The sequence below is a fragment of the Bradyrhizobium sp. NBAIM08 genome (assembly GCF_020193935.1).
Lineage (GTDB): Bacteria > Pseudomonadota > Alphaproteobacteria > Rhizobiales > Xanthobacteraceae > Bradyrhizobium > Bradyrhizobium yuanmingense.
On the sequence record NZ_JADYVR010000017.1, the window covers coordinates 69,190 to 93,596 of the forward strand.

Sequence of the window (24,407 nt, forward strand, 5' to 3'; positions counted from 1 at the left end):
AGCTCGTCTACGTGCGCTTGATCAAGCGATACTTCGGTAGTTCACGTGAATTTTGGATCTTGCAAGCCTGTTCTGCCCAGCCATTTATGGTGCCACAATAGGTAAAGGCATCATGATCAGGACAACTCCGCTCATACTCTCCTTCGCGAACCGAGAAACTAGTTGGTTGAGAAGAGGTTGGTGGTGTTCCGGAGCCGGCGAAACAACAAATGGGGCGATGATGCAGATTGAGGGGATAAGCTTTCCGAACATAACGTCTGGCTCCTTTCTTAGAGACGCCGCGATCGCTGTCAGGTAGCACCAACCGTAGAATATCAGGTTGCTGTCCACAAATCAGCGACGTGCCCGGATCTAAACGTAGAAACGACCGAGCAGGCGTGGGCGGAGCAGGAGTCAGGCCGGAAAAGCATCCGCCGCGTATTTCCCCGCCGTCATCGCAGGTGGCAACTTGGGGTTCGTACTGTGCCAAGTCGGTGGCCATTGGTTCGGCCTGTGTCCCCACATGTTGAGCTGTCCCAGGGCGTCGAAAAGCCCAAGGTATTGATAATAGCTGACGCCCTCGACATCCGTCGAAATCGGGCAGCCGAGCGTTACGACCCGGAGTTCGTGTGATCGGTCCGGTGGAAGGGATCTGATTGCATTGCCGATCTGCAGGGCGCCCTTGCTGTGTCCAACCAGAAGCTTGAATGCCGCGTCACGATGAAGGAGGAGTGCGTGAAGAACGTCTGAGGAGCCGGAGCCGTGGCGAAAGACTGGCGCGCCGTGCAGGGACTTTGCATCCGGCGTAGACGCGGGCAGTTGGCGGCCTATGCTCGCTGTCCTGGGCGCGGCATTGGCAAGAGCGTTCTGGATCAAGCTCTTTGCATGCAGATAGTCGTAAAGGCCGAAGCCGAACCAGCCCCCTAGCGCCTGCAGAATGACGTCGGCCATGCCGTATCCCGGGACGATGGCAAGCACAGGTTTTCCGAGTGCTATCGAGATGTCCCACGCCAGCGCGGCGCTGCCAAGGGCCGAACTACCGACCCCCGTGATTGTTACGATCTCGACAGCCCGCGTTTCCGGGTGAGGCGAAGTCAAGAAGACCTCCACATTGGTGTATCTGTGCACATATGGTGCGGTATTAGCGTCGATGAGCAGAAGCGAGCCTTCAGGGTCACTGAGTGCATCGAGCTGGACGATCCGGGAGGGAGGTTTCTCCTCCCGAGCTCGCACGGACGCGTCTTTTTCGGCCAGCTGCGCGGCCAACGTCGCTACATCGTAAAAGACGATATCCAGCGCCGTGTTGAATAGGCGGCAGGCGCGGACGGCGGGTTCAATTAACTGTGGCGGCGGCTCAAACAGATTGAGAAAGGATCGCTCAGATTGGGTCGGCAGATTGTCTCCGATTGGCATGTGAAATTCTCCTCGAGGCTCAATTGAGCATGCCACACTTCTGTGATGGCGTTGGAAGCATGCAATGCGCGCGGGTCGACGGGACGGGGCGAGTGTGGGGAGTAGAGAGGGACAATGACGCCCCCGGTTCATTTTTAAGTTCTTCAAGCCGCCGATTGCCCGGCCGTTTTTTAGTCGTGCTAACGGTCGACGAGACGTTCCGCTCAGACTTTCTAGGGGGCGGTCTTCGGTGCGCCGTCAGACGACGACAACAATCGCGATCTCGTGCCGTTGCGGGATAGCTTGCCATGGATCTCCCCTTATCACCTCGATGCGGGCCTGCCCCGATCGAAGCGCACGAAACAAGATGTTGGTTGGCGGTCCGAGTGGGCTTAGCACCCGGCCATCGTCCGAGAGTACGCCGGTCGAGAAGACACCTAACAGCTCGATCGCCGTCTCGCCTTCCAGAAGACGACCGCCGCTTGCTCCAAACATCAGTACGTCTCCCACCCGCACGTGCAGCACGGGTGGAAGGTCCTGGGAGGCCTGAATCTCGACGAGGCGCGGCAAAGCGTTACGGTACCAGTTCCTCGTCCACCTCCACATCTTCCGATGGCGACCATTCGTCGGCGAGGCCCATTTGAGCTTGGATCGACGGTGCACCCTCTGACGAAACCTTCGGGTAGATCTGTCCCGCGAAGGCATAGTCGGTGGCGTTGATGTCCGAACCTCCCCGGATCGGCTGACCGTCTTTGGTAATCGATCCCGGAAGTTGATAGCACATGATCGAATCTTGGTCAGGTGGGGTGGCCATTATCGAGTCCTGGCTGAGCGGTGTCAGCACCTGTTGGTCCACCATCTCACGAGACCATCCCTGTGTGCGCAGGAAGAACTCATAGGCCTTTTGTGGGTCTATGAGGTCAACCAGCTCCTCACGCATGTGTTCATGCGGGAAGCCGAGCGTGTGCCCAGCTTCATGACGCACGACGCGATGGAATTCGCTGTCCGCTGTGTTCATGGTGAAACCCTGGAGGTTCAACGTCGGCCGATTACTGGGAATGTGCAGGATGTCGGTCCCGAGATAAGACCAGTATCCTGCTTGATTTCGCGAGATGCGCACCTTACCCACACCACGGGTCTCCACGAATGAGATCCCTGCGGTTTGGTTCCAGGCATTCATGTGCTGAATGATCCGGCGGCGCAGATCACTTGGCCCGCCATCCAGGAAGCTGACCGTGAGCCGGCGCTGTTGCGGGCCCCAATACTTACCAACCAAAACTGCAATCGCTGCTGGCGAGAGTACCAGGCCGCGTGCCACGGAGCCAATGGCACCGAAGTTAACTCGGTTCATGGGATTGATGGTCGTTGCAGTCTTTGCCGCTTTTTCGGCTAGACGGCCGGGCAGTTGCTTAATTGAACAATGCGCGTTTTTTCCACCCGCGTGGTTATGGGGGCGCCGCGCAGCTTCGCCGCCATTCGGCTTATCGTCCTCGTCCACATACCGTCCGGTATCCGACGCTGCCTGAGCCACCTCTGCGATTCTCATTAATGCTTGGCGGAGTTTCTGTTCGCTATCGCTCATGTCGTTCTCCTCTTGCTGGTTGCTGGACACCGACTGTTCCACCAAAGAGATGGCATATACCGGATCGCGACAGTTGGTGGCGGCTGCCGCGCTTCGTCCATCTCTTCGAACCGCCTTTACCGTCAAGATGGTCTGCTTGCGCTCGTATTCGGCGTTGATCCGTCACGGACTTTCGGATTGCATAGCGAACTCGGCCGTCCGGGCCGAGGATGACGGTTGAGCCGCCGATGACTTCAGTGAACGTTCCCGATATCTGCTTGCACCAACGCCGCTGGGTGATCTCGGCGACCGTATCGAAGGTGACCTGCCGGTCCGGGCCGATGCGGCGAAGGGAGCGAATAGAACCAACAACTGCAGGATCGACGTGATCTCCGTTCAGTTGCACGTCGCCCGGTAAAGCGCAGCCGAACGCGCGTGCGTACCCCGGCCGCATGACGTAGGATCCGAGTGCTTCGGCCTGCCGGCGCAGTTCGGTCTCGTCGGCTGCTCGTCCCGGGTCGCCCGCGAAACGTAACCTCTTGAAGTGCAGGTCTTCGATCGGCTCCATTTGCTTGTCAGGTGGTCGCCATAGCAGAGTGTCCTCCGCGAGATCGGGCACGTCATCCGGGTAGATGCGCCGACGGGCGAAGGAATCGATGATGGCCTCGCGATAGCCGAAGGGGTCGTCCTGAACGAGATCGAAATCCGCAGTGATAACTGCTCGCAGATACTCGCCAAAACACAGGTCGAACGGCGGGCAGTAGTCGATGGCACGTATGCAAACCGAAAGGAACTGTGATGCCAGTGTGCTTGCTTGGTCGGCGAGAATTTCGCAAAGCTCAGAACCTGGAGCCTCACCGGGAGTTAGACGTGCCAGGCGAATGAATCGCTTTGTCTTCCGGCGAAGTATCGTCGCGAATGCTTCGAAAATGGCCGTTACTAGAAGCGAGCCACGCTCGTGCGGTTCGTCGCCAGCTTGATCATATCGTCGGACGCTGCGCTCCTCGTCTTGTCCAAGCCCCGCTGCATCGATGGCCGATCGCAACGGCCCGCCCGAACCCGTGGTATGTCCGAATTGGTTAGCGAGTGACAGAAGCAGCGCATCGGTCTCGAGTTTGCCGCCTGACCTCTCAATTGCGGCACGAACGACATCCGAATACGAGAAGTGCATGAGCATCGCCACGAGGTCGGCAAAACCCTCGTGAAAGGCCGCGACATCCGGGTGGGTCGGCAGCCGAAAGCGCGGCCGAAGACCGTCCAGCAACGCATGGGTCATCTCATGCACGATGATGTCGTGTGAGAGACTCGTGAACACCCGACCTCCGGGTCGATTTCGTCCCTGAACGCTACCATCGGCAGTGTAGTAGCCGAACTTGAGTTCCCCTGCTGATGAATCGTAATAGGCATTGCGGCCGCAGAAGGCCTGTGGACGAATTCTGAGCTTTGCATAAGCTTGACCAGGACGAGAGTGAAAGCCCCAGCACGGATCGCGTCCGAGCGCGCGTCTGAAGACATCGTACGTGGCCGCGCAGACCGCGTAGACCATCTGCTGCCGGAACATAGGGTCGGACGGCGAGGGGGGCCGTCCATTTTCTATCAGGATGCGAGGATCATCCAACTCGACCGGCTTGTTGAGCCGCCCCGTCGTCTCGTCCCAATCGACCACCTCCAGGATGCTGCCCGCGGGCCCCGAGCGCAATCGCTCGAATGGGACATTTAACACGGCCACAGCGCCATCCTGCCGACTCGCCGCTGGATCAAGCGTGTAGATCCTGAGCGGCCGATGGATCGGGTCCTGATGCGTTCGTTGATACGGTTGCAAAGAGGCGGTAGCTAGAAAGACCGGGTCCACTACAAAATAGTTGGCCGATGCAGTCGGCTCACGCTGTACCTTGCCGATCTTCGGGAAAGGTACACTCGATGCCCTTTCAGGCTTCACGTAAGGAAGGGGCGGGTGCGCCTGAATATCCATAAAACGACTCCCCAGCACAATTCAGCCAGCAGAGCGCGATCCTTTTGGCGTAGATTTCACCCGGGTCACCGAAACACTTTTTGTACGATGGCGACCCAAGTTTATCGACATCCCACGTCAAAAGCGGCACGCAGATATTGCAACGTCCTTGGCCGCCGGCGTGTGAGCTGGTTCACTCTACAAGCTTGAAAAAGCCACCCGGCATTTAGCGGTCTAACTTAGTTCAATTCTTGCCAAGAATGGCGGGTCCGCCAATGTGCCCGCGAAGAGTATTGCTAAAGGTAAAGTAACTCGCGCAGTCGACGCTTGCCGCGGCCACGGTTGTCGCGTTGCCTGCTGGGGTCTCGAAGGTCATGTATGCTGCCCGACGACAGATTCCGTAGTTTAGTCCAAATCTCAACCGTCAGGTAGTTTTTGTCTCTGGGACAACTTGTCGCGCAACCGCCGGCGCACTCATGAGACTCTCGCGGCTTCGAATCTAGAAGGTTCGATGCTGATGGCATCTTGTCTCGCGGCAGGGCCGTTTGGCACCGGGCATTGGCTTTCGGGAATTCGCATCGCGCGGACGGGCGGTTCGAACATTAGCCGACCCCTTCAAGCACACCGCGATCTTCTTGGATCTTATTAGACATTTCATCGTTCGGTGATGATGCGGCAGTCGATGGACTCGCGCACCACGCGACCTGCGCATAATCGGCCCTGGAGCTCTAAAACTATGTCCCGCATCTCTCGTATATCGGAAACCCGTTTGTGCCGTTGGTTGCCAGTTTTCCCGAGGATCGTTTTGAACGCACCGAAGCGATCCACGGTGCCGTTCGCGTCACGCATGATCTGAATATCAGCCTCAATCTCTTCAGATCTCTGACTTTCGCCGAAAATCCATTAATGTCTTGCACGACGATGAAATGCAACAATACGCATCACACCAAGTCACCTTCCTTGTCTCAAATTCGTGCACCACTTGGTGAAGGTAGCCGTCAGAATATTCAATTTCTTCAAGTATTCGTTTCCTTCGCGTTTCATCGAAGAGATCGCGCTTAGCAGATCTATGCTCCCAGCGGGTCAGCTCCAGTAGCCATCGGTAGCCATTCCGCTTCAGAGAGCTTGGAAGCCACGCTAGATCTGGATAAACTTGTTACGCGACATGCTGCAATCGTTGGATCGACCGGCGCAGGAAAATCGAACACCGTCGCAGCAATTTTGAAGGCCCTCAAAACACGATCCTTTCGCATAGCGAATACGGCGCCGCACGGTCAGACGAGTAGTCGGTGCGACGGTCTACGCTACGCTCTCGCCAGATCTGCCGTCAACGAGCCCCATTGTTCACGGTCGCGTTTATTGGGTCAGATAGGAAGCTTTGTACGAATTCCTCTCGGTTTTCTCAACGCATACGGGATCGTTTCGATGGTCGGCACGGTGGCAGTGCCAGGAGAGGATCCGCTCATGACGGCGCGATCAGCCGAGTATACCTTGGAGATTAAGCTCATAGGTGAGGCCTACCGCAATTCACCGTTTCAACGGGGACTAAGCGTTTATGCGATATCGCCTTAGGTGCCCGACAGGGCTTTTGCGATCCCATAGTGTGCTGCTCGCGCCTAGGGAAATCCCTAGGGTGTAGGGGCGCTGATGCGGCTACGCCGATTTCTTATGACGGCACGGAACCAGCTCTGTGGTCGAATAAGGGTGGCACAGAGCCTCGTTGAACGGCACTTTCCCTTCTTGTGACCGACTATCGCCACGCTGTTGCCGCGAGTGGTGCATCGTGCAAGAGTCGCGCGAAGGAAGGCTACAGGGCGCGGGCTAGAGACTACAATTCCATGGGGCGACGACGGGGTAAATCATCTGACGCCGGAACCATCTTTCTGATCCTGATCGGCGGATTGGTGGCAGCCGCTATGGCTATCTACCGGTTCGTTGTGGAACACGCAGCCGCAATAGGAGCGTTTGTCTTGGCGGCCGGGGTCGTTTGGCTCCTCTATCTCGCTCTGAGGGGCAGGTCGCAGAGCGTTTCTCCTTCCGACGGGCATTCCGAGCTTCCGAGTTCTGGTCAAAGCCCGCCACCAGCGATAAGCAAGCTTCGTTCGAGTGAGTCGCCGGCAGTGTGGTTGGCGGCGGGCGAAAGGGCAGTCTTCGGCAAGGCAGAAATTTCTGGGGGCATGTTCTACTACGGCGCCTTGATAGCTGGGCCGAACGGTGAGACCAGGCAGTATGCCATAAATCCCGCTCTGCCGGCGTACTCGCGGCAGCCCGATGTCGATGGTCAGTCGATGCCTTATTGGCCATCGTACGAGCAAATCTCGCCGGCCGCCCGACGTTCTTTTTTGGACTGGATGCGTACTGGACGGCGAGATCCCAGCTACGGCATTGGATATGTGTTTCTCTTCTTCTATGGCCTTGAGCACCGCGTGTTCATAGATCAAGGGTCAGATGTTCCCGCGGTTATTCAAGAAGTCGAAAGATTGCTTTCGATCTACGGTGCGAACAATTCCTTCCAGAACTACGCCACGAAATTCCTCAACGTTGTTCGGATATCGCGCGGCATCCGCTTGGCGTTGCCACCCCTTTCTGCCGAACGCAGCGTCGGTTCGGAGATGGAGCTCGCCACGCGTCTGTATCTGGCCGAGCGGCTCGCAGCGTCCCCGAGCGTTTCGGCTGACGACGCGCTCTATTGGGTTATGGCGATGCCGGACACCTATCTTAGAACCCCGGCCGTGAGGTGCTTCGAAGAATTTGTCGCATTGTGGAAGCTGCGTTTCGGCACACGCTTTCCCAAGGGTTTTGCCGTGAATTCCAAGGGCAACGTCTGGCTGCGGTATCGTGCTGCGAGCGGTGCGTTCGAAATCGACGTTCCAGGACAACATCAGCGCCAGCCTGATGCGAGCCTCCTCGTGCGAGACTTAGAGATTTTGAGGACTTTGCTAGACGATTGCACAAACGAGCTCGACAGCTTCAGCCGTCTGGTCGGTCGGAAACCGGCAGCAAGGCATTCGATGGCCGCGGCGGCGCTTCTTCCTATCGATCTTCAACGGGCGGCCAAAGTCGGTCCCGTGGAAGACTTCAGGCGCCAGATCGATTCCCTGGTAGGAAGCCAAGGCCGCGGCAGTACGACCGCACAGGTGCTCCTAGAGATGGCTGGGATCGAAATACCGGAAGGAGGCAAAATACCAAGTGCCGCTCTGGATACGCTGAGCGGCGCCTTGGATGTCGTTGGGATCGCAATAGAGCCCGATCGCCGATACGGGAGCGGCGCGCCTCGGGCGGACGACCAAGTGTTCGTGTTCCGGGCGGCTGACGGCGGCCCGGTGGATCCAGCCAGGGCGCCGTTTCGAGCGATGCGAGCGCAGATCGAAGTCGCTGTCCTGGCCGCTGCGGCCGACGGGGATGCATCGTACGAGGAATTACAGCGCACCATCGCAAGGATTAGGGCGGAAGGCGATCTATCGGGGGTAGAACAAGCCCGACTGATCGCGTTCGCCGTCATCACATTCAACAATCCGCCCAAGCGCGACAGGGTCATGCGCAAACTTGCAGAAACCAGTCAAAGCGAGCGGCAAGCAATAGCCGAGGCTGCGGTCGCGGTGATCGGCGCAAATCAGAATATCGATGCCGGAGAGGTCAAGTTCCTTGAGCGACTGCACAAGTCGCTAGGTCTGCCGACGGAGCGTGTGTATGCCGGTCTGCACCGCGCTGCCGCCGAGAAGGATGAGCCGGTAGCATTGACGGAGGAGGCTCGGGCGGCAGGCATCCCCATTCCAAAGCAGGCGCCCCCGGCTCCTCCCTCGGCGGGCATCAGAATCGATGCGGTCCGCTTGGAGAAGACCCGAAAGGATACGGAAGCTGTGTCCGCCTTGCTCGCCAACATCTTTACCGACGAAGGCCCGCCTCCTGTCCAAGCCTCTCCACTCCCAGCCGATCAATCCTTGGAAGGATTGGACGGTCCTCACGGCGAATTGGTCGAGTTACTTGAGCTTCGTGGATCAATGTCGCGTACGGAATTTGAGCGACATGCCAAGGAGGTCCGCCTGTTGCCGGACGGCGCAATTGAGCGCATCAATGACTGGTCGTTCGACCACTTCGACGAGCCGCTGATCGAAGAGGGAGACGAAATCGTGATAGCGGCGCACTTGAGAGAACGCATCGCCGAGATGAAGGCCAAGGCCGCATGAGCAAGCAAGTCAAGACGATCCGTCCACGCGAACGCGATACTATTATCCAGGCTCTTTCCGCCGGCGTTGTCCCACGCATCGGATTGCCTCACATCCAGGTCGGGCGGGCCAAGGAGATCGCCGCGATGCTTCGGGACATCGATCGCATTGCCGACGCGGGCGCCGCGATCAGGTTCGTTATCGGCGAATACGGGGCAGGGAAGACCTTCTTTGCCAGTGTAGTCAGGCTAATCGCGCTCGAGCGAAAATGCGTGACTATGCATGCCGACCTCTCGCCCAATCGGCGTATTCAGGCAAGTGGGGGGCAGGCCCGGGCACTCTATTCCGAGGCCGTCAACAATATGGCAACGCGCAACAAGCCTGAAGGGGGAGCTCTCCAAAGTGTCGTCGAGCGCCTGGTGACTGACGCCGCAAAGGAGGCGGCGGAGAAGAGCGTATCTGTCGAGAAGGTGATCGACGAAAAGCTCGGAGCGATTGCGCAATTAGCCGGTGGGTACGATTTTGCGACCGTGCTGAAGGCATTCTGGCGGGGCAGCGAGGAATCGAACGAGCTTCTCAAGCAAAACGCTATCCGATGGCTTCGTGGTGAGTATTCGACCCGTACCGATGCGAAGAGAGATCTCGGTGTGCGGACCATCATCGATGACGAGAACCTCTACGACAGCTTTAAATCGCTCGCATGCCTGGTAAGAGTCGCGGGCTACGCGGGACTGATCGTTATGATCGACGAGATGGCCAACATCTACAAGCTCCAGAGCGCTCAAGCGCGAAAGCAGAACTACGAGCAAGTACTCAACATTGTAAACGATGCGCTTCAGGGAAATACGTCAGGCATCGGTTTCGTCATGTGTGGTACGCCAGAGTTTCTTCTGGACACGCGCAGGGGCATGTTCAGTTACGAAGCTCTTCAGTCGCGGCTAGCCGAGAATTCCTTCGCTGCGGGCGGTCTCGTTGACATGTCGGGCCCCGTGATCAGGCTGCAGAGCCTGACGCCTGAGGATCTGCTTGTGCTCCTCGGAAACATCAGGATGGTCTTTGCGGGCGGGGATCCTACGAAGTATCTGGTTCCCGACGATGCGCTTACCGCCTTCATGGAGCACTGTGACCGAAAGATCGGGGCCGCATACTTCCGTACGCCGCGCTCGACGATAAGATCGTTCGTTCAAATGCTGTCGGTACTGGAGCAGAACCCGGACAGCCGGTGGCAGGATCTTCTTGAACGAGTGCCGATCGCTCCAGACGCACCCGACGACGTAGCGGAAGCGACGCCTAACAACGGGGACGACGATGAGCTCACCAGCCTCCGCCTCAAATCTTGAGGGGGCCTACGACAAGCTGCATCCGACGATCCGCCGGTGGATCTGGGATCAGGGATGGGACGAGCTCAGGGAAATACAGGCCCGTACCATCATCTCAGTCCTGGACGGCGACCGCGACATCTTGATCGCCGCCTCCACGGCAGCAGGGAAGACTGAAGCCGCGTTTCTGCCAGTTCTCACGAGCGTTGCCGATCGGGCGCTCGCTGGGTTCTCGGTCCTCTATATCAGCCCGTTGAAGGCATTAATCAACGATCAGTTCAAGCGGCTGGATGAACTCTGCGAAAACATGGCCATTCCGGTCGTGAAGTGGCATGGAGATGCCCCACAGACCGCGAAGAAACGGGCAATGGCCGACCCGCGAGGGATCTCGCTGATCACTCCCGAATCCATCGAGGCGATGTTCGTCCGCCGTCCGGGCGACGCGAAGCGGTTATTGTGCTCGGCGGACTTCATCGTCGTGGACGAGCTGCATTCCTTTCTTCAGGGGCCTCGCGGTCTCCATGTCGCTAGTCTGTTGCGGCGCATCGATGCCGTGTCGTCGCGGCCGGCGCGACGTATCGGGCTTTCCGCGACGATAGGCGACCTCGGTCAGGCCGCCGCTTGGCTTCGACCCACGATGCCTCAGCTTGTCGAAATCCTGGAAGCCAAGTCGGATTCACCCGAACTCAGACTTCAGGTTCGCGGCTATGTTGAGCCTCCGCAGCTGGACGACCCAGATCACGCTGAAGGCGCGAGCGGCATTCCCGAAGAGGCGGTAGTCCGGCGCGTAGCTCTGGACGATATTGCGGACCATCTCTATTCGACACTCAGAGGAACCAACAATCTTGTTTTCGGCGGTTCGCGTCGGACAGTGGAATCGACCGCGGATCGGCTCAGGAGGCGCTCTGAAAAGGCGAAAGTGCCCAACGAATTTTACCCCCATCACGGGAGTCTTTCAAAAACCATCCGCGAGGAGCTGGAGAACCGCCTCAAAGACGGAAAGTTACCGACGACCGGTATCTGTACGTCTACCCTCGAACTGGGGGTCGACATCGGATCGGTGAAGTCGGTTGCCCAAATAGGTGCGCCGAGATCACTCTCCTCTCTACGTCAACGCCTTGGGCGAACGGGACGCAGGAGGGGTACTCCGTCGGTCCTAAGAATCTACATTCGTGAACCAAACACCGATCAGGATACGGGTGTCATCGACCGACTACGCTCGAACACAATACGATCGGTGGCCGTCATCCGACTCCTGCTCGAGAAATTCGTCGAGCCGGCGGGGCAGGTACCCGAGGTTGCCTCCACGCTAGTCCACCAGATACTTTCGGTGATCGCCGAGCGCGGCGGAATACGGGCCCGCCCACTGTACGAGTTGCTGTGCGGTTCTGGTCCCTTCGCGATGATTTCTGCTGCAGAGTTCGCGCTTCTGTTGAAGCACTTGGGATCTGACGAGATCCGGTTTATAGAGCAATCACCCGACGGCACGATCATGCTGGCCAACGAAGGAGAGGCAGTCGTTCAATCGCGCAACTTCTTTGCCGTATTCGAGTCAGCGGAGGAGTGGCGGCTTACTGTGTCCGGGAGGACACTGGGGACATTGCCGATATCGTTCCCGGTCCATAAGGATAGCCTTGTCGTTTTTGCCGGGCAACGATGGATTGTGCAAGATCTCGACGAAAAGACCAACACACTTTTCGTGGCGCCTCACCCCGGCGGCGTCGTGCCACGGTTCGAGCGAGCGGATGGCGAGCGATTACACGATCGCTTAGCCGCAGAAATGAAGGCTGTCTATCTCGCGTCGGACGAACCCACTTATCTGGACCAAAGAGCGCGCGATTTGCTGGCGGAGGGCCGGGAGGCTTTCAGCGGTTTAGGTCTTGACACCACGAACGTGCTTCAGGAGGAGAAGGACGTTCACGTCTTTCTGTGGCGTGGATCGCAGGTGACGGCGGTTTTTGGAGCTGCCGCCGCTATGGTGGGTCTTCCCGGCCACGTGCATGATCTGGGATTGACCCTATCCGAAACGACCGTCGCGATGGCAAGATCTAAACTCGCAAGTCTGGCGGACTTCACTGCTGCAGACGTAGTTCGGGTTTCTTCGGCGGTCCAGAATATCACGGCTGGGAAGTTCAAAGATCAGGTCCCTGTCGAACTTGCAAGAACGCTGTGGGGCCGACAGAATACCTGCGAAATTGGTGCGATACCGGGCATAGCTCGGAGTATCTGATCCACAACGAGGCGTAGCGGAGGGGAAAAATGTATAAGCTCGCTGATTTAGCGCGCTCCCGCGATCGGCTCCGGTCCTGATCTGGGGAGCGATCTTCGAATTTCGTTAGCTAGCTCAATCTCCCGCTCAGCTTGACTCCCTCGGCCTCGGTCCCCGGCGCAAGCCATTCGGGCCGGCGGCTTCGCAATCGGCCGCCGACCAGCGCGGCGTGGTCGTTAGGGTTGGAGCTCGCCTTGAACCGGCCGAGACGCCGAGGCCTGCTTTTGGCTCACGGCAGCAGAAATTCATTGCGCCCGAAGGCGAACTCAATCTAAGCTTGCGCGCATATTTGACGCTTACATGGATTCCGAAGTTCTTTTGACCTATCGGCGGCATCGCCGAAAGAACGTGTGTCTTGCCGAATGTCCTCCAATCGATCTCACATATTGACCTCCGACGCTATCGAGTACCAAGGTCAGCGCTGCGTTGCGTCCCACCAATCAAACTTCGAAAAACATCGTATACATGCCGATGCGTTTGCCGCGCAGCTTGATGGAGAGTTGCTGCCCTGCGGCGACGGTGCAGATCCAGTCCCGACGCAGTCGTTCACTTGTGAAGTGCCCGGCGCCGACAATCCGCTCCTGACGCCGCAGGAAGTCGCCTGCCTCGAATGGTGCAAAGAGGGGAAAACGAACTGGGAGATCGGTGGGATTCTCCGGATTTCCGAGAAAACCGTCGAGTTTCATCTCGGCAACGTAAAGAGAAAGCTTGGGGCGACGAACAGGATCAGCGCGGTCGTTATCGGCCTCCGGTATGGGCTCATCTCGCTCTAAAAACTTCCGTCCCCCAACGGCAGTTGGGCTGCTCTGTGGGTCCGCGAGAGGTAGTGTCGGCAAACTGAGACACTGCCCGCGAGGGGGATGGGGGAGGCAGACTGCACTCGCCTATTCCAGCTCCGAATAGACCGGTGCGTGTTGCCGTTCATGGCTGCATTGCTATCGCGGCTGAAGGTGGCGCTGGCGCCTCTCTCCACATTGTCTGGTTGGGCTTTGGTTTGTCACCGAACGTGGTTCTCGCGGCATTGCGCGAGCTTATCAGGCCAAACCACATTTCTAGACAAACTCCGCCATAACGTCCGCGCCAAGCCGCAAGCAGGTCAACATGGATTCGAAATTGGCCGCCGAGGCCGCACTATGAGCTTTCCGCACATGATCGCCGAACCTTTTATCATCAGGGAAGAGGTCACGGCATAAGTTGGAGCTGTCGCGAAGCAGCCTGACCCCTTCAGTGTAGATCGGAATACCGCACTTGATTGCAGTTACGAGCTCGTCTGGCACACTATCTTGCTTACCGGTAGCTATCCATTGCGCACATTGCAGGACATGCACGTCGGGCAGGTCAGGATTCATTTCCCTCAGCCGCGGGATAAGTTCATCAGCGTAGGGGTGCCTTAGCTTGTAGAGAACGTAAGCTGCCAAAATGCTGGTGTTCGAACTCGGCATGTCTTGAGGATTTCGCAATCGCTCAATGAGATCATCAAGGAACAGGCGGGCACGCTCCATGGCGCCTTGACGTACGTATTCGTACAACGTCGTTGCAAGGGCATCTTCAGGAGAGGCCGGATATGCGGATAAAACGGATCCACTCCGATAGGCGGCGAGCTCGGAACTTGCCGCGAGCTTAACCGCCTCTCCTTTGGGCCCGGGCAGCCAAACGACTAGAGCAGCGTTGTGGCTAGATGGTTCGGAAATCTCAACATAGAAGCAGTTGGTCGGCGCGATCCCAGAAGGAACGGATATTTCTCCTTGAGCATCTACTTTACCGTCTCCACCTTTCCTCAAGACCAATGTTGAGTGCGTCCGGCCGGGGGTCCACTCAACGAACGTTCCCCAGCGGTAGGACAACTCAATCGGAGAGCCAGCATGCGCGTCGTGTGCAGTGCGGCGGTGTTCAGAGTTTTGAATGCGCGGCGATCCCGGATCTGCCGAACTGACGTCAGTAATGACGACCTGTCCGCGGAATCTGTCCAAGAGGCGGGTAAGCGCATTCCTGCCAAGTTCTGCGATGTTCTCAAGTGCGCGGTTTCCGAGCTCGCGGAGGCGCTCACCCAGCCAAGGCGGCATGGTCTCGCCGGGCTTACGGCTCGCTTGTATTGCGGTTGCGATTTTCATCAAGGACTCGGCTTCGCGCCAGAAGTCTGCAATCGCGTCAGTTTCCTTCATGTCCAGCACAGCTTCGCCGATAGCTAGTCCGTTGGTACCTGTTTCTGGGGTTGCGACGGTGATCGAAATAATGCGCCCGGAAGGAAGAGCGGTTCTCACCAGGTAGGAGCCTGGACCCGGCACGCCGACGTCTGTAGGACGGCCGGCAAGACGCAACGCCGCGCGCTCGGCCTTTCCGGCCTCGGAAAACACTTCCACGGCTATGGGCGCGCCGGCCAGGTCCGGTGGCACATTTTCAGCTGTGATCCGGACGATGTAGCTGGTCACGGCTTCGCCCCATCCGGTTTGCCTGTGTCGCGCCGCTTGATGTCTATGATGACTTCAGAAGCCGGAAGCTTCGGCTCGAACGGTTTAAGGCCGGTTTCATATTTATCGGTGTCAAAAGCCGCATTCGCCGTCCACTTTCCGATGGGGACGGGCGTGCACCACGGCCCGTCCCTCCGTTTTGCTCGGCTTAGGCGTCTTTCACCTGGCGCCTCTTCGGCGACGAACAGATCTGCGGCTGACATCGCTGTGCCAAGGCTACACCTTACCTTGACCAGGACTTCAGGGGGGCCGACAAGATCGCAGAGAACGCCTGTCGTGTTGACGACACCCGGCTTGCTTTCGGAGAAGATGATCCCGCTGTTATCTTCCGTCTCAGCGCGATGCAACGCCGCCGACTTTAGAGCAATTGCCAGTGATGACATAGTCACCGGGCATCCATCGACCGTTGGGTCACCAGCACGCTGCGTCAAGCAATGTATGAGTTCCTGCGTGAAAAAGGGCGCGTCTTTCGCGTCTCCGTAGGCCTTACCGCCTGCGTATGAGCCAAAGTAGATTGAGGCATCTCTTTCCGAGATGGCGGCACCGCTTACAGGCGTGCAGAGCGGGCGACCTATCACTTCGAGCTGGTTTGCGATCGCCTCGAAGTTATACTCGGAGCAAGCGTCGATGAAGAAGCATTGCACGCTGGGCTTCCGGTTTTGTAGGTAGGTCGCGCTCGCGATCGTCGCGATCAGGTTGCCTCCCTCTTTGTCGTTGGTAGGAAGCCGCGCGTCTTGGGCGAACAACGTCGGCTCGGACTTGAATATGCCGTGGCCGGCAAAGTACCAGATCGCGGCATTTTCCAGCATTGTACCGGAACGGTCCAACCATTCACCGAACCGCTTGCGGATATTCTCGAATGTAGCTGGTTCGGCTGGCATCGCAGGACAGGTAGTTGCAAACCCGAGCTTCGTGGCCGCGTCACCTTCCAGTTTCCACTCGCCCTGCTCTGGTGTTGCCGAACATAGGAATTCGACCGAGCCTAACGGGCGGTCAACCTTGGAGAATTTCGTCAGTGCCCACTCGGCGAATTTCCTGGCTCCGTTCACCGATGTAGTGACCGTCGGAATGATGTCCTTTGAATCGTATTCGCCGACGCCAACGATCATTACGTGAGTTCTAGGCTTGCCGTCACTCGCAGCCTTCTTCAGAGCTTCTTCTGCTTGTTTGACAAGCGTCGTATATCTTTCGACGGCATCCTCTTCGGCCTTGCTCGCGTCGAGAAATGGAATGCCGTCTGCGGCCTTTAGTTTACGGCGTCTAACTATGGCCTCGCTCATTTTCAGCCAAGCCGGAGCGAGGGCGTTTTCGCCTGTAAACCCTTCGGCCCAGATCAGGGCCATAAGCGCCTCCAAATCAAACTTGCGCTCCCTTTTCTTCAAACAACTCCTTTACTCTTTCACGCAGGCGGGCAAAGAAGCGGGGAGTGTCAAAATATGCGGCATGGGAAATGATTGGCAAAGCATCCGTCTCGAACTCAAAATCGAGTACGTCTTTGAAGACGCCCTTGGTCGCGAAACCAACGTAGTCGGTCAAATCATAGACGTTAATCCAGCGCGATACTGCGGCAGGAAGATCAGCAGGCTCGCCCTTTGCGAAAGGCTCCGCCAACTCGCTAGCCGCTGCTAGGCGCCCCATCTCCGCGAACAGTGCGACCTGAGAACCTACGGTCACAAAAAGGTCGCACCGCAGGTCCTTCGCAAAGTGGGTTAGAATGTCGTAGAGAATGATGCCACCGAAGCTATGGCCGACAAGATAGAGTTCTTCGTCGCCAGGGCGACGGGCCGCGTTTGCTTCCTTGATCGCGGCAATGACTCGTTCGACAATTGGTTGTCGGTTGTCCATGTAGGTGAACACGTCGCCCACGAAACGTCCGGCGAATGTGGAAGCGGAAGGACGGACGTATTCGGAGAGGCCGAGGAACGCTGCACGAGTTGCATCGACTGCAGCACCTCCCACGGCGTCTTTTACGTTCTTAGTCACTTCACTCACTGCATCCTTGATCGCGGTGGCGCCGGTCTTAAGCCAATTCAGAACAGAGTTTCCAATCGCCAACGTTTGGATTGTTCCATTGGCTCCTGTGGCCGCTTCGCTCGAAGTTGCAGAAAGTGCCGTTACCGAACGAAATAGCTCTTCCACAAACTCGCTGTCGTTCTTGACGGTCTGCAGCCAGGACGGATTGCGGTTGGCAGCCGCGTATGCCTCGGCTACCAGAGAGAACCGCGCCACGTCCGGCAACGCATTTGTCAGTGCCTGTGCTAATGGACCAGCCTTTGGAGCGTTCGAGGAGCCAGCGAATAGCAAGTCCACCGCCGCGGGCAACGATCGGGCCCTCGCAACGGTTAACAGTGGATCGCTGTTCAAGGTGGGTTTGTTGACGAGTTCGCCGTCCAACTTTGCTGCGGTAGAGGTCACCAAGTCCACACGCGCCGGCTGGCCAACCGCTAATGTTTGTGCGCCGGACGTGGGCAAGCTGGCGAAGTTGCGGGCAAACTTGACTCCGAGGTCTCCCCAGTAGGGCGCAAATGTTTTCAGTCCGTCGGCGGTCTTTACCCGATCGATAAAAGCAACATGCGCCAGCTGTTGCTGGAGCAATGTGCTTCGGTCATCGAAGACCCGCTGCTCTTGTGGGGTGTTGCCTCTGCGCGTATTCACGCCATGCACGAAAACAAGCGGCATTGTCGGGCCCTCGTATAGCTGGTCCATCTTAAATGGCTAGCGTAGCAATAGACAATCTGAAATGTAGCCCGGAAATTTGCTCAGCGGCGTATGCCTCGCCTGCGACCTAGGGAAATCCCTAGGATGCCACTGGCAACTAGAGGTTGGTTCGCTGGTATTGGAGGCGCCAGTTCGTTTGTCCCGCCCGGGGCGCTGCCTGCCCAGTATCCCGCCGACGCACAAGAGTAGTGTGCGTAAACGGCGCAGTTTCCAACGTCCGAACAACAAACGACGTTCGCATTGCGATGCTTCGATATTCAACAGCGCTCCACTCTCGACAAGTCAGCCAGTCGCGATAAGGTTGCACATTGGACAAACGGGGCAGGACGGCATGAGCAGAGAGCGAGCTACCGATGGTCCGCTGCGGGTACGGGCTATAGCCGGTACACACGTCGTACTGATGGCAATCGATATCGATCCCGAGCGACTGGAGGGCCTCAGGTGCTTCGCATTCCAGGCTAGGCACGGTCAGGAGACCCGGTGGTTGCAAGGAACCAAATATTTCGAAAAGCTGGTGCCCAAACCAGAAAAGAGTGCGAAGTATTCGACTTTGCAGCACCCGATCCAGAGCTTCCTTTGGTCAGACTACGAAGCTCGCCCTGACACAGAATATGAGTACACGATCGTTGCGATGTACGGTGAAATCGACGGGCTTGAGCGGAGGTATAGCGCAGCCGTCAGAATCAGGACAGAGAAGGAGAACGACGGAGAACACGGCGTTTGGTTCAATCGAGGGGTAGTCGCTAGCCGGGCGTACTCTGTGACTTTCCAAAACCGCACGCTGACGGAGGAGATGTACAACGCCGTTGATGATAAGAATCGCGTCTCTGAGGAAACCTCAGTCTGGCTTTCGCGGGGGCTTGAAGAAGCCTGTGTGACCTTCATCAACGAAGTCCCAGAAGGCGACAAGCTCCGTGTTTGTGCCTACGAATTTACGTACCTTCCGCTGCTGAAGGCCCTCAAAGGCGGCGATCGCTCGGGGTGTCGACGTCAAGATCATCTACCACAAGACGAAGGCGAACGAAGATGCCATCGATGAGGTGAAACTTCCTGCGGGGAGGCTGATCGAGCGAACCCGCCCGCAAACGCCGCACAACAAATTCATCATTTGGCTCGATGACCAAGCAAGTCCGAAGGCAGTTTGGACCGGATCAGTCAACTTCACTCCGTCTGGTTTCCTGGGGCAGACCAATGTTGGTCATGTGGTGACTGACGCGAGCAACAAACCAACCGCGATCCCACGGAAGTACCACGAATATTGGAAGGTTCTTTCCAAGAACCCTACCGGAAAGCCGGCGCGCGAAGCGGCCATCGAACTCTCGCCGAACCCGCCGAATCTCATCCCGGAGCAACCAATCACAGCATTCTTTTCGCCCAGGATCGCGGATAACCTGCTCGACTGGTACGGAAAGAGGATCGAGAACGCGCAAACGTCTTGCATGTTTACGGCCGCCTTCACCGTCGACCCAATACTGCTGAGGTCCTTGGGCAAACAACAGAACTCAATGCGCTTCGTTCTCCTCGAGAAGCCCGCTACTGCGGATGCCCGCAAGGCGGAACGCAGTAGCCGCGGCCGCTTGGTCATGTCGAATGGCTCAGTGCTCGGAAAGGTGACGAAGCAGTCCTTCGAAAAGCAGGAAGGGGAGGGCGGTACAAAGCTGGTGCCAATCCCCAATTTCCCGCTCGAGAAGTGGTTCGTTGACGAAGAATTGGCTCGAAAGGACGGAAAAGGCTTCGTCTTTTTCGTGCACACAAAATTTCTCTTAATTGACCCGCTTTCGGACGACCCATTCGTTTGCACCGGTTCAGCGAACTTCTCGGGTAATTCCCTTACGGCCAATGACGAGAACATGCTTTTCATCCGGGGCAACACCCGTGTCGCTGACATCTACCTCACAGAGTTCGATCGTATTTTCCGTCACTTCTTCTTTCGAATGAGCGCCAACCGTGCGGCCATGGCTGATGAAGAAGAGGACGAAGCTGCTAAAAAGGCGGTGTTGCTGGATACAACGCCGACTTGGATGACGCCGTATTTTGAGGATGGCGACTACAAGTGCAGTCGTCGAATTATGTTTTTCGCTGACCCGCGGGCGAATTGGTCGACGGAAGCGGCGGAGGATACGAAAGACATATTTGCTGACGAAGTCGAGCGGGCCAAAGCCAAACGAACTAAGGCAAAAGAAGCAAGGGAAGCGAAAGCGGCTGCCGGACAAAAGTCTGCGGCGGCTGCAAAAAAGAAGCCCACTAAAACGGCTAAGGCAAAAGCGGGTAAAAAGAAGAAAGCAGCAAGACGGGGCGCGTGAAGAAGACCAAAGCGTCGAAATCGAAGCGAGCTAAGACACGCAAACAGAAGCCCCGGACAAGGATTAGGGTCGTGGCGAGCTATGTTCTCTACGTTCAGGATGACAGGGACAGCGCCTTCAAGCATTTCGGCGTTGTGATCCATGATGAGGCGGAAGCCATCGCCAATGCCACTGGACACCAGACCCTAATCTTCAAGGACGGAGAGCCATGGAAGCTCTTTGACGGATTTGGGACGTCCTACTCGATCGTGTTAGATTGAGGGATTCTCGGAGGGTATGAACGCCGTACGTCGGAGAAGTCCAATGAGTTTCATTGGAAGAGCGGGATTGCTCGCGCTACTTCTTGCCGCTTCTACCGGGCCTGCGCTGGCGGAGAAGCGCGACGCTTGGCACGTTGACGGCAGATTGCTCGGGAAGGACGGTGAGAAAGCCGAGGATGTAAGTGGGATGGCCTGCGCCACTGACCAGGGCTTTCCTCGTTTATGCGTCGTCATCGACGACAACGTACAGCATGCGCAGTTCGTGGAGGTTCACGATGGAGAGATCATTGTTGGCAAACCGGTCGACTTAATTGCTAACAGTTTTGAGGGGAAAGCGCTCGAGCTAGACGGCGAGGCCGTCGCATTCGCAGATGGTTTCTACTATGTGATCGGTTCGCACGGCCATCCGCGCGATAAGAAGGGAAAGCTGAAATCCAAGGCAAATGCTGCGGAGATCCGAGCGAGGATCGCTGCGAGCAGCCAAATCGTCAGATTTCGGGAGGATGGCGCGGGCGTCGATAGGTCCGCAAGGTTCCGGGATATTATCGCGGCCGATCGGACACTTCGCCCATTCATGGATAAGCGTCTGGAGAAGAACGGCCTCACCATCGAGGGCCTAGCGTTTGGGCCAGGTGGCAAGTTGTTCGTCGGCTTTCGAGGGCCCGTCCTAAGCGGGAATCGGGCGGTCGTGCTGTCGGTGGGGGCGAAAGCTTTATTTGAAGGGGGAGACGATCGGCATGAAACGTTTCGGCTTCGATTGGGGCCCGGCCGCGGTGTTCGCGACCTGACGAGCTTCGCTGGCAGCTTGCTGATCTTGGCAGGCCCGGCCGCGGACGAGCCTGGGTCTTATGCGCTCTATCTCTGGAACGGAAGAAGCGAAAAGGTTCGCCTCCTCGCCGAATTGCCGTTCAAAGGTAAGCGCAAACCGGAAGCCGTGCTTCCCCTAGATGTAACGAAGTCCAAATTGAGAGCCCTCGTCCTCTTCGACAGCGAGAAGGAAGGCTCGCCAACTCCTGTTGAAGTTCCCTTACCGTGAGCGTTGGGAGATTTAGTGATGCGCCGCATACCTTTAGCAATTATCGCTCTTCTTGCGTTTTGCACCAGCGCTTCGGCGTGGGGCGACGAGGGACACAAAATCGTCTGCGAGATCGCCTATCGACTGGCGCTGCCCGATACGCGTGCCGCGGTTCGCAAACTCATCCGAGCAGACACGGAGTTCGACACCTTTTCCGAGTCTTGTGTATTTCCCGACCATCCGCGCATTCGTACTCAAGACCACTTCGTCAACCTTCCACGAGACTCGCGTGGGCTCACGTCGGATGACTGCCCGTTGGCGCCAAGCTGCGTACTGAAAGCCATCCTGAACGATTCGAAATTAGTCAACTCGAGACACGAGAAAACGGTGGATAGGCTCATTGCGCTGAAGTCACTCGGTCACTGGGTGGGAGACATTCATCAGCCATTGCATGTGTCATTCGAGGACGATCGCGGCGGAAACAACATTCGTGTGCGAGGAGAATGTTCGGGTAATTTGCACAGTGCGTGGGATAATTGTCTAGTCGTGCAGGCAGTTGGATCCGATGTGTTCGACGCTGCATCGGAGCTCATCGACGAAATCACCCCGGAGATGAAACTGAAGTGGAGCTCGTCCGAACCTCGCGACTGGGCGAACGAGTCATTTGCCATCTCTGAGTCAGTCAAGACTGGTTATTGCGTTATGCATAGCTCGTCTTGCGACCTTCCGGAGGGTACGGTCGCCGTCAGTGAGGATTACCTTGCCGTCAATGTTCCTATTGTAAAGCAACAGCTTCAGAAGGCGGGATTCAGACTTAGTCGGCTCCTCGACAGCGTTTTTGCTGACCGGTAGGGCACCCGTCCCCGTACCTCGGGATTTCCCTAGGGCCGACGTGGCCCAGGCCTCGCTCGGGCGGGTGATCGGGCTTCCAAGTGCTGCACAGCCTGCAATGAATCGGGTACCCTTTTCATGCCGAAGAACTCCAAGTCGCGGTCAACGATCCCCAAACGCTTCCAGGCGCGCGAAAGGTGGAGATTCTCCGCTCGCTGTCTGACGATCGAGATGTAGAGGAGCTTCTCCGCAGGCGCTTATTGATATTTGCTGCGCGATACGGCGATCGTGATGCAATGTCCAGCTTGATCGACACGGCCGATGAAATGGAGGTCCAGGAATTAAGCGCTACACCTTGCAGGACCGGCAACATTTGCTCGACCTTTCGTTCCTGCAATTGGTCGTCTCTCGCTGCTCCTATAATGGGGCGTCCGGTTCGGTTGCGCATGATCGCGGCTCACGGGTCTCAACCGGCCCTAGATTCGCTACTGCTCATCTATGAAAATGCCGCGCATCGGGACCTCAGGGAGGTGGTTTTGGGTGTGCTTGAGCCCCTGGCAGGGAGGCTAGGAGTGCGGATTCGCGAAGTCGACGACCGATTGGGCGCGGTCGCGATTGGCTAAGCTCTGGCTCCGATAACGGCTTGCAGTCATATCGGGGCAGCGTTGACCGTCTTCGGCCTAACGCTCGACTCGAACTTAGCCTCCGAAGCGAGCCCCCGTCACGTTCAGGTTGTCCACCGCCTAGGGAAATTACTAGGGCGGCGGAGCTTGCGCGAAGCGAAAAGCCCTAGCATTGTCGCAAGGGGGGGTGACCAGTCGGCGCATGAATTTTCAGGAATGGATTGATAAGGCACGCAATCTCGAGGCGGAAATTGCTGCTGCACCTTCGATAGAAAAGAAGCCGCTTACCACGGTATTGTGCCGACTGCATTTGCTTGCGTGTGAGGCGCCAATCCCTGTTCTCGCGGCCTACGAGCGACTTTCAGAAGCGACCCTAAAACATTTGACTGGCCGGCGGATCGAGACGATGACGCGCGGCACTCATCGCTGGACGCCGCGCTCGCTATCCCCAGAGGACTGGATGCTTTCTCTGGGGAGCCAGATTAGAGCAGTCGATGAATACCTGTACACGACCTCCGGGACGGATTTTGGGGACCCTGATTCGGAGCTAGATGAGTGGCGTTGTCCTTCGACCAACATGCTCGTCGTGCCTCGCCCGCGAAACTTGCAGGACTCTCGGCTCGCTGGGCGACCTTATCTCAAACGCGGAATACTGAGGCATCGCCTACTTCCCTCCGAGGTAGGTGGTCTCGAAGTCGTCCCCATCCGCATAGACCTACGGGAAGCTGGCGAGAAGTCGGGAGTTGCGGCCTCGCTGTTCTCCAACCTTCAGCTTTTCACTCGCGAAACTCGCGAAGGCAACTTCATCGCCGAAAACGTCACGTTCGACGATATCGATGAAACCCTGGACAATCAGATCGACCAATCGATGTCGAATGGGTGTGCAGGCATCGTCTGGCCGGAATTGACAATCGATCAATCCACGCGACTTAAGATCTGCGACCTCTTACGGAAGCGCACCATTGCCAGTGATGATGAATTCCCTCTTCACTGGCTGCTCGCCGGAAGCTGGCATGAAGAGACTGATGTAGGCTATTTCAACCGAGCGACGGTCTTGGACGGATACGGACGTGTGATCCGCTCATTCGATAAAATTGTTCCGGCTCGGGATGAAAAGGGCCGTCTGGAGGATATCAGATCGGGGGAATGTATCCCCGTCCTTATTACCGACAGCCAACTGATCGGCTTGGCCATCTGCCGAGATTTCTGCGATCGGGCCTCGATGACATCGCCTTACCTTACCTTGCCCGTAGATTTTTTCGCTGTGCCATCTATGGGGGAGGAGTCCACTATGGTCGCTCACCTCAACGTCGCGGCGGAGGTGCAGGCAAAAACGGGTGCCCGCGCTCTCGTGGTGCAGCAAACGGACGCCCGCTTGGCGTCACAGAAGGAGCTTGGCTACGTCCTGCCCCTGCCGCCGTCTCCCGCCTCCATTTCCGTCAATTCCTTGAAATCACTTACGAAATGGCAGTTTGTTTCAGAATGAAACATGGGGTTACTTCGGGACCAAATCGGGTGTAAAACGTTGTAAAACGATCTCTTAAACCTTAGA

General features: G+C 57.3%; 19 protein-coding genes. 12 read left to right on the forward strand and 7 right to left on the reverse strand.

Going from position 1 to position 24,407, the window contains the following annotated elements; translation table 11 throughout:
* Positions 1-393: 393 nt before the first annotated feature.
* The 4 genes from I6F37_RS34775 to I6F37_RS34790 all read right to left on the reverse strand — a co-directional run bounded on the left by I6F37_RS34775 (position 394) and on the right by I6F37_RS34790 (position 4,904).
* A complete protein-coding gene (locus I6F37_RS34775; RefSeq protein WP_225130037.1) occupies positions 394-1,392 on the reverse strand; it encodes a hypothetical protein in 999 nt (332 codons plus the stop codon).
* Positions 1,393-1,629: 237 nt separating this feature from the next.
* On the reverse strand, positions 1,630-1,866 hold the full coding sequence (locus I6F37_RS34780) for a hypothetical protein (protein WP_225130035.1): 237 nt from the start codon (positions 1,864-1,866) through the stop codon (positions 1,630-1,632).
* A gap of 79 nt (positions 1,867-1,945) precedes the next feature.
* Complete coding sequence (locus tag I6F37_RS34785; RefSeq protein WP_225130033.1) at positions 1,946-2,953, reverse strand: M12 family metallopeptidase; 1,008 nt, start codon at positions 2,951-2,953, stop codon at positions 1,946-1,948.
* Positions 2,943-4,904, reverse strand: a complete 1,962-nt coding sequence (locus I6F37_RS34790) for a hypothetical protein (protein ID WP_225130031.1) — start codon at positions 4,902-4,904, stop codon at positions 2,943-2,945. Before I6F37_RS34790 ends, I6F37_RS34785 begins: the two co-directional genes overlap by 11 nt.
* A gap of 750 nt (positions 4,905-5,654) precedes the next feature.
* Between I6F37_RS34790 and I6F37_RS34795 the strand changes: the two genes are divergently transcribed.
* The 6 genes from I6F37_RS34795 to I6F37_RS46035 all read left to right on the forward strand — a co-directional run bounded on the left by I6F37_RS34795 (position 5,655) and on the right by I6F37_RS46035 (position 13,410).
* Entirely contained in the window at positions 5,655-5,945 is a 291-nt protein-coding gene (locus I6F37_RS34795; protein WP_225130029.1) for a hypothetical protein, read from the forward strand.
* Positions 5,946-5,981: 36 nt separating this feature from the next.
* On the forward strand, positions 5,982-6,455 hold the full coding sequence (locus I6F37_RS46030) for a DUF87 domain-containing protein (protein WP_225148625.1): 474 nt from the start codon (positions 5,982-5,984) through the stop codon (positions 6,453-6,455).
* 548 nt (positions 6,456-7,003) lie between these two features.
* Positions 7,004-9,070 (forward strand): TerB N-terminal domain-containing protein, encoded by a 2,067-nt coding sequence (locus tag I6F37_RS34805; RefSeq protein WP_225130027.1) that lies wholly within the window; start codon positions 7,004-7,006, stop codon positions 9,068-9,070.
* Positions 9,067-10,389, forward strand: a complete 1,323-nt coding sequence (locus tag I6F37_RS34810; protein ID WP_225130025.1) for an ATP-binding protein — start codon at positions 9,067-9,069, stop codon at positions 10,387-10,389. The genes I6F37_RS34805 and I6F37_RS34810 overlap by 4 nt, the downstream gene beginning before the upstream one ends.
* Positions 10,358-12,598, forward strand: coding sequence for a DEAD/DEAH box helicase (locus I6F37_RS34815; RefSeq protein WP_225130023.1), 2,241 nt, complete (start codon positions 10,358-10,360; stop codon positions 12,596-12,598). Before I6F37_RS34810 ends, I6F37_RS34815 begins: the two co-directional genes overlap by 32 nt.
* 401 nt (positions 12,599-12,999) lie before the next feature.
* On the forward strand, positions 13,000-13,410 hold the full coding sequence (locus tag I6F37_RS46035; RefSeq protein WP_368736801.1) for a helix-turn-helix domain-containing protein: 411 nt from the start codon (positions 13,000-13,002) through the stop codon (positions 13,408-13,410).
* 279 nt (positions 13,411-13,689) lie between these two features.
* On the opposite strand, the gene I6F37_RS34830 is transcribed toward I6F37_RS46035, so the two are convergent.
* From I6F37_RS34830 to I6F37_RS34840, 3 genes are read right to left on the reverse strand one after another with little or no spacing between them, the layout of a single operon-like run.
* On the reverse strand, positions 13,690-15,066 hold the full coding sequence (locus tag I6F37_RS34830; protein WP_225130021.1) for a hypothetical protein: 1,377 nt from the start codon (positions 15,064-15,066) through the stop codon (positions 13,690-13,692).
* Positions 15,063-16,448: a caspase family protein gene (locus I6F37_RS34835; RefSeq protein ID WP_225130019.1), complete on the reverse strand. Its 1,386-nt coding sequence runs from the start codon at positions 16,446-16,448 to the stop codon at positions 15,063-15,065. The genes I6F37_RS34830 and I6F37_RS34835 overlap by 4 nt, the downstream gene beginning before the upstream one ends.
* A 13-nt stretch (positions 16,449-16,461) precedes the next feature.
* Positions 16,462-17,784, reverse strand: a complete 1,323-nt coding sequence (locus tag I6F37_RS34840; protein ID WP_225130017.1) for a hypothetical protein — start codon at positions 17,782-17,784, stop codon at positions 16,462-16,464.
* A gap of 523 nt (positions 17,785-18,307) precedes the next feature.
* Here I6F37_RS34840 and I6F37_RS34845 point away from each other — a divergent pair.
* The 6 genes from I6F37_RS34845 (at position 18,308) to I6F37_RS34870 (ending at position 24,341) form a co-directional block, all read left to right on the forward strand.
* Positions 18,308-18,862: a hypothetical protein gene (locus I6F37_RS34845; protein WP_225153946.1), complete on the forward strand. Its 555-nt coding sequence runs from the start codon at positions 18,308-18,310 to the stop codon at positions 18,860-18,862.
* The gene (locus tag I6F37_RS46040) at positions 18,822-20,126 is read left to right on the forward strand and encodes a phospholipase D-like domain-containing protein (RefSeq protein ID WP_368736802.1); all 1,305 of its coding nucleotides are present in this window, start codon (positions 18,822-18,824) and stop codon (positions 20,124-20,126) included. Before I6F37_RS34845 ends, I6F37_RS46040 begins: the two co-directional genes overlap by 41 nt.
* Positions 20,127-20,197: 71 nt before the next feature.
* Positions 20,198-20,386 carry a hypothetical protein gene (locus I6F37_RS34855; protein WP_225130013.1) on the forward strand — a complete coding sequence of 63 codons (189 nt, stop codon included), beginning with the start codon at positions 20,198-20,200 and terminating at the stop codon, positions 20,384-20,386.
* A 43-nt stretch (positions 20,387-20,429) separates the two neighbouring features.
* Positions 20,430-21,422, forward strand: coding sequence for a DUF3616 domain-containing protein (locus tag I6F37_RS34860; RefSeq protein ID WP_225130011.1), 993 nt, complete (start codon positions 20,430-20,432; stop codon positions 21,420-21,422).
* Between the two features lie 18 nt (positions 21,423-21,440).
* The gene (locus I6F37_RS34865) at positions 21,441-22,253 is read left to right on the forward strand and encodes a S1/P1 nuclease (protein ID WP_225130010.1); all 813 of its coding nucleotides are present in this window, start codon (positions 21,441-21,443) and stop codon (positions 22,251-22,253) included.
* Between the two features lie 804 nt (positions 22,254-23,057).
* The gene (locus tag I6F37_RS34870; protein WP_225130008.1) at positions 23,058-24,341 is read left to right on the forward strand and encodes a hypothetical protein; all 1,284 of its coding nucleotides are present in this window, start codon (positions 23,058-23,060) and stop codon (positions 24,339-24,341) included.
* Positions 24,342-24,407: the final 66 nt, after the last annotated feature.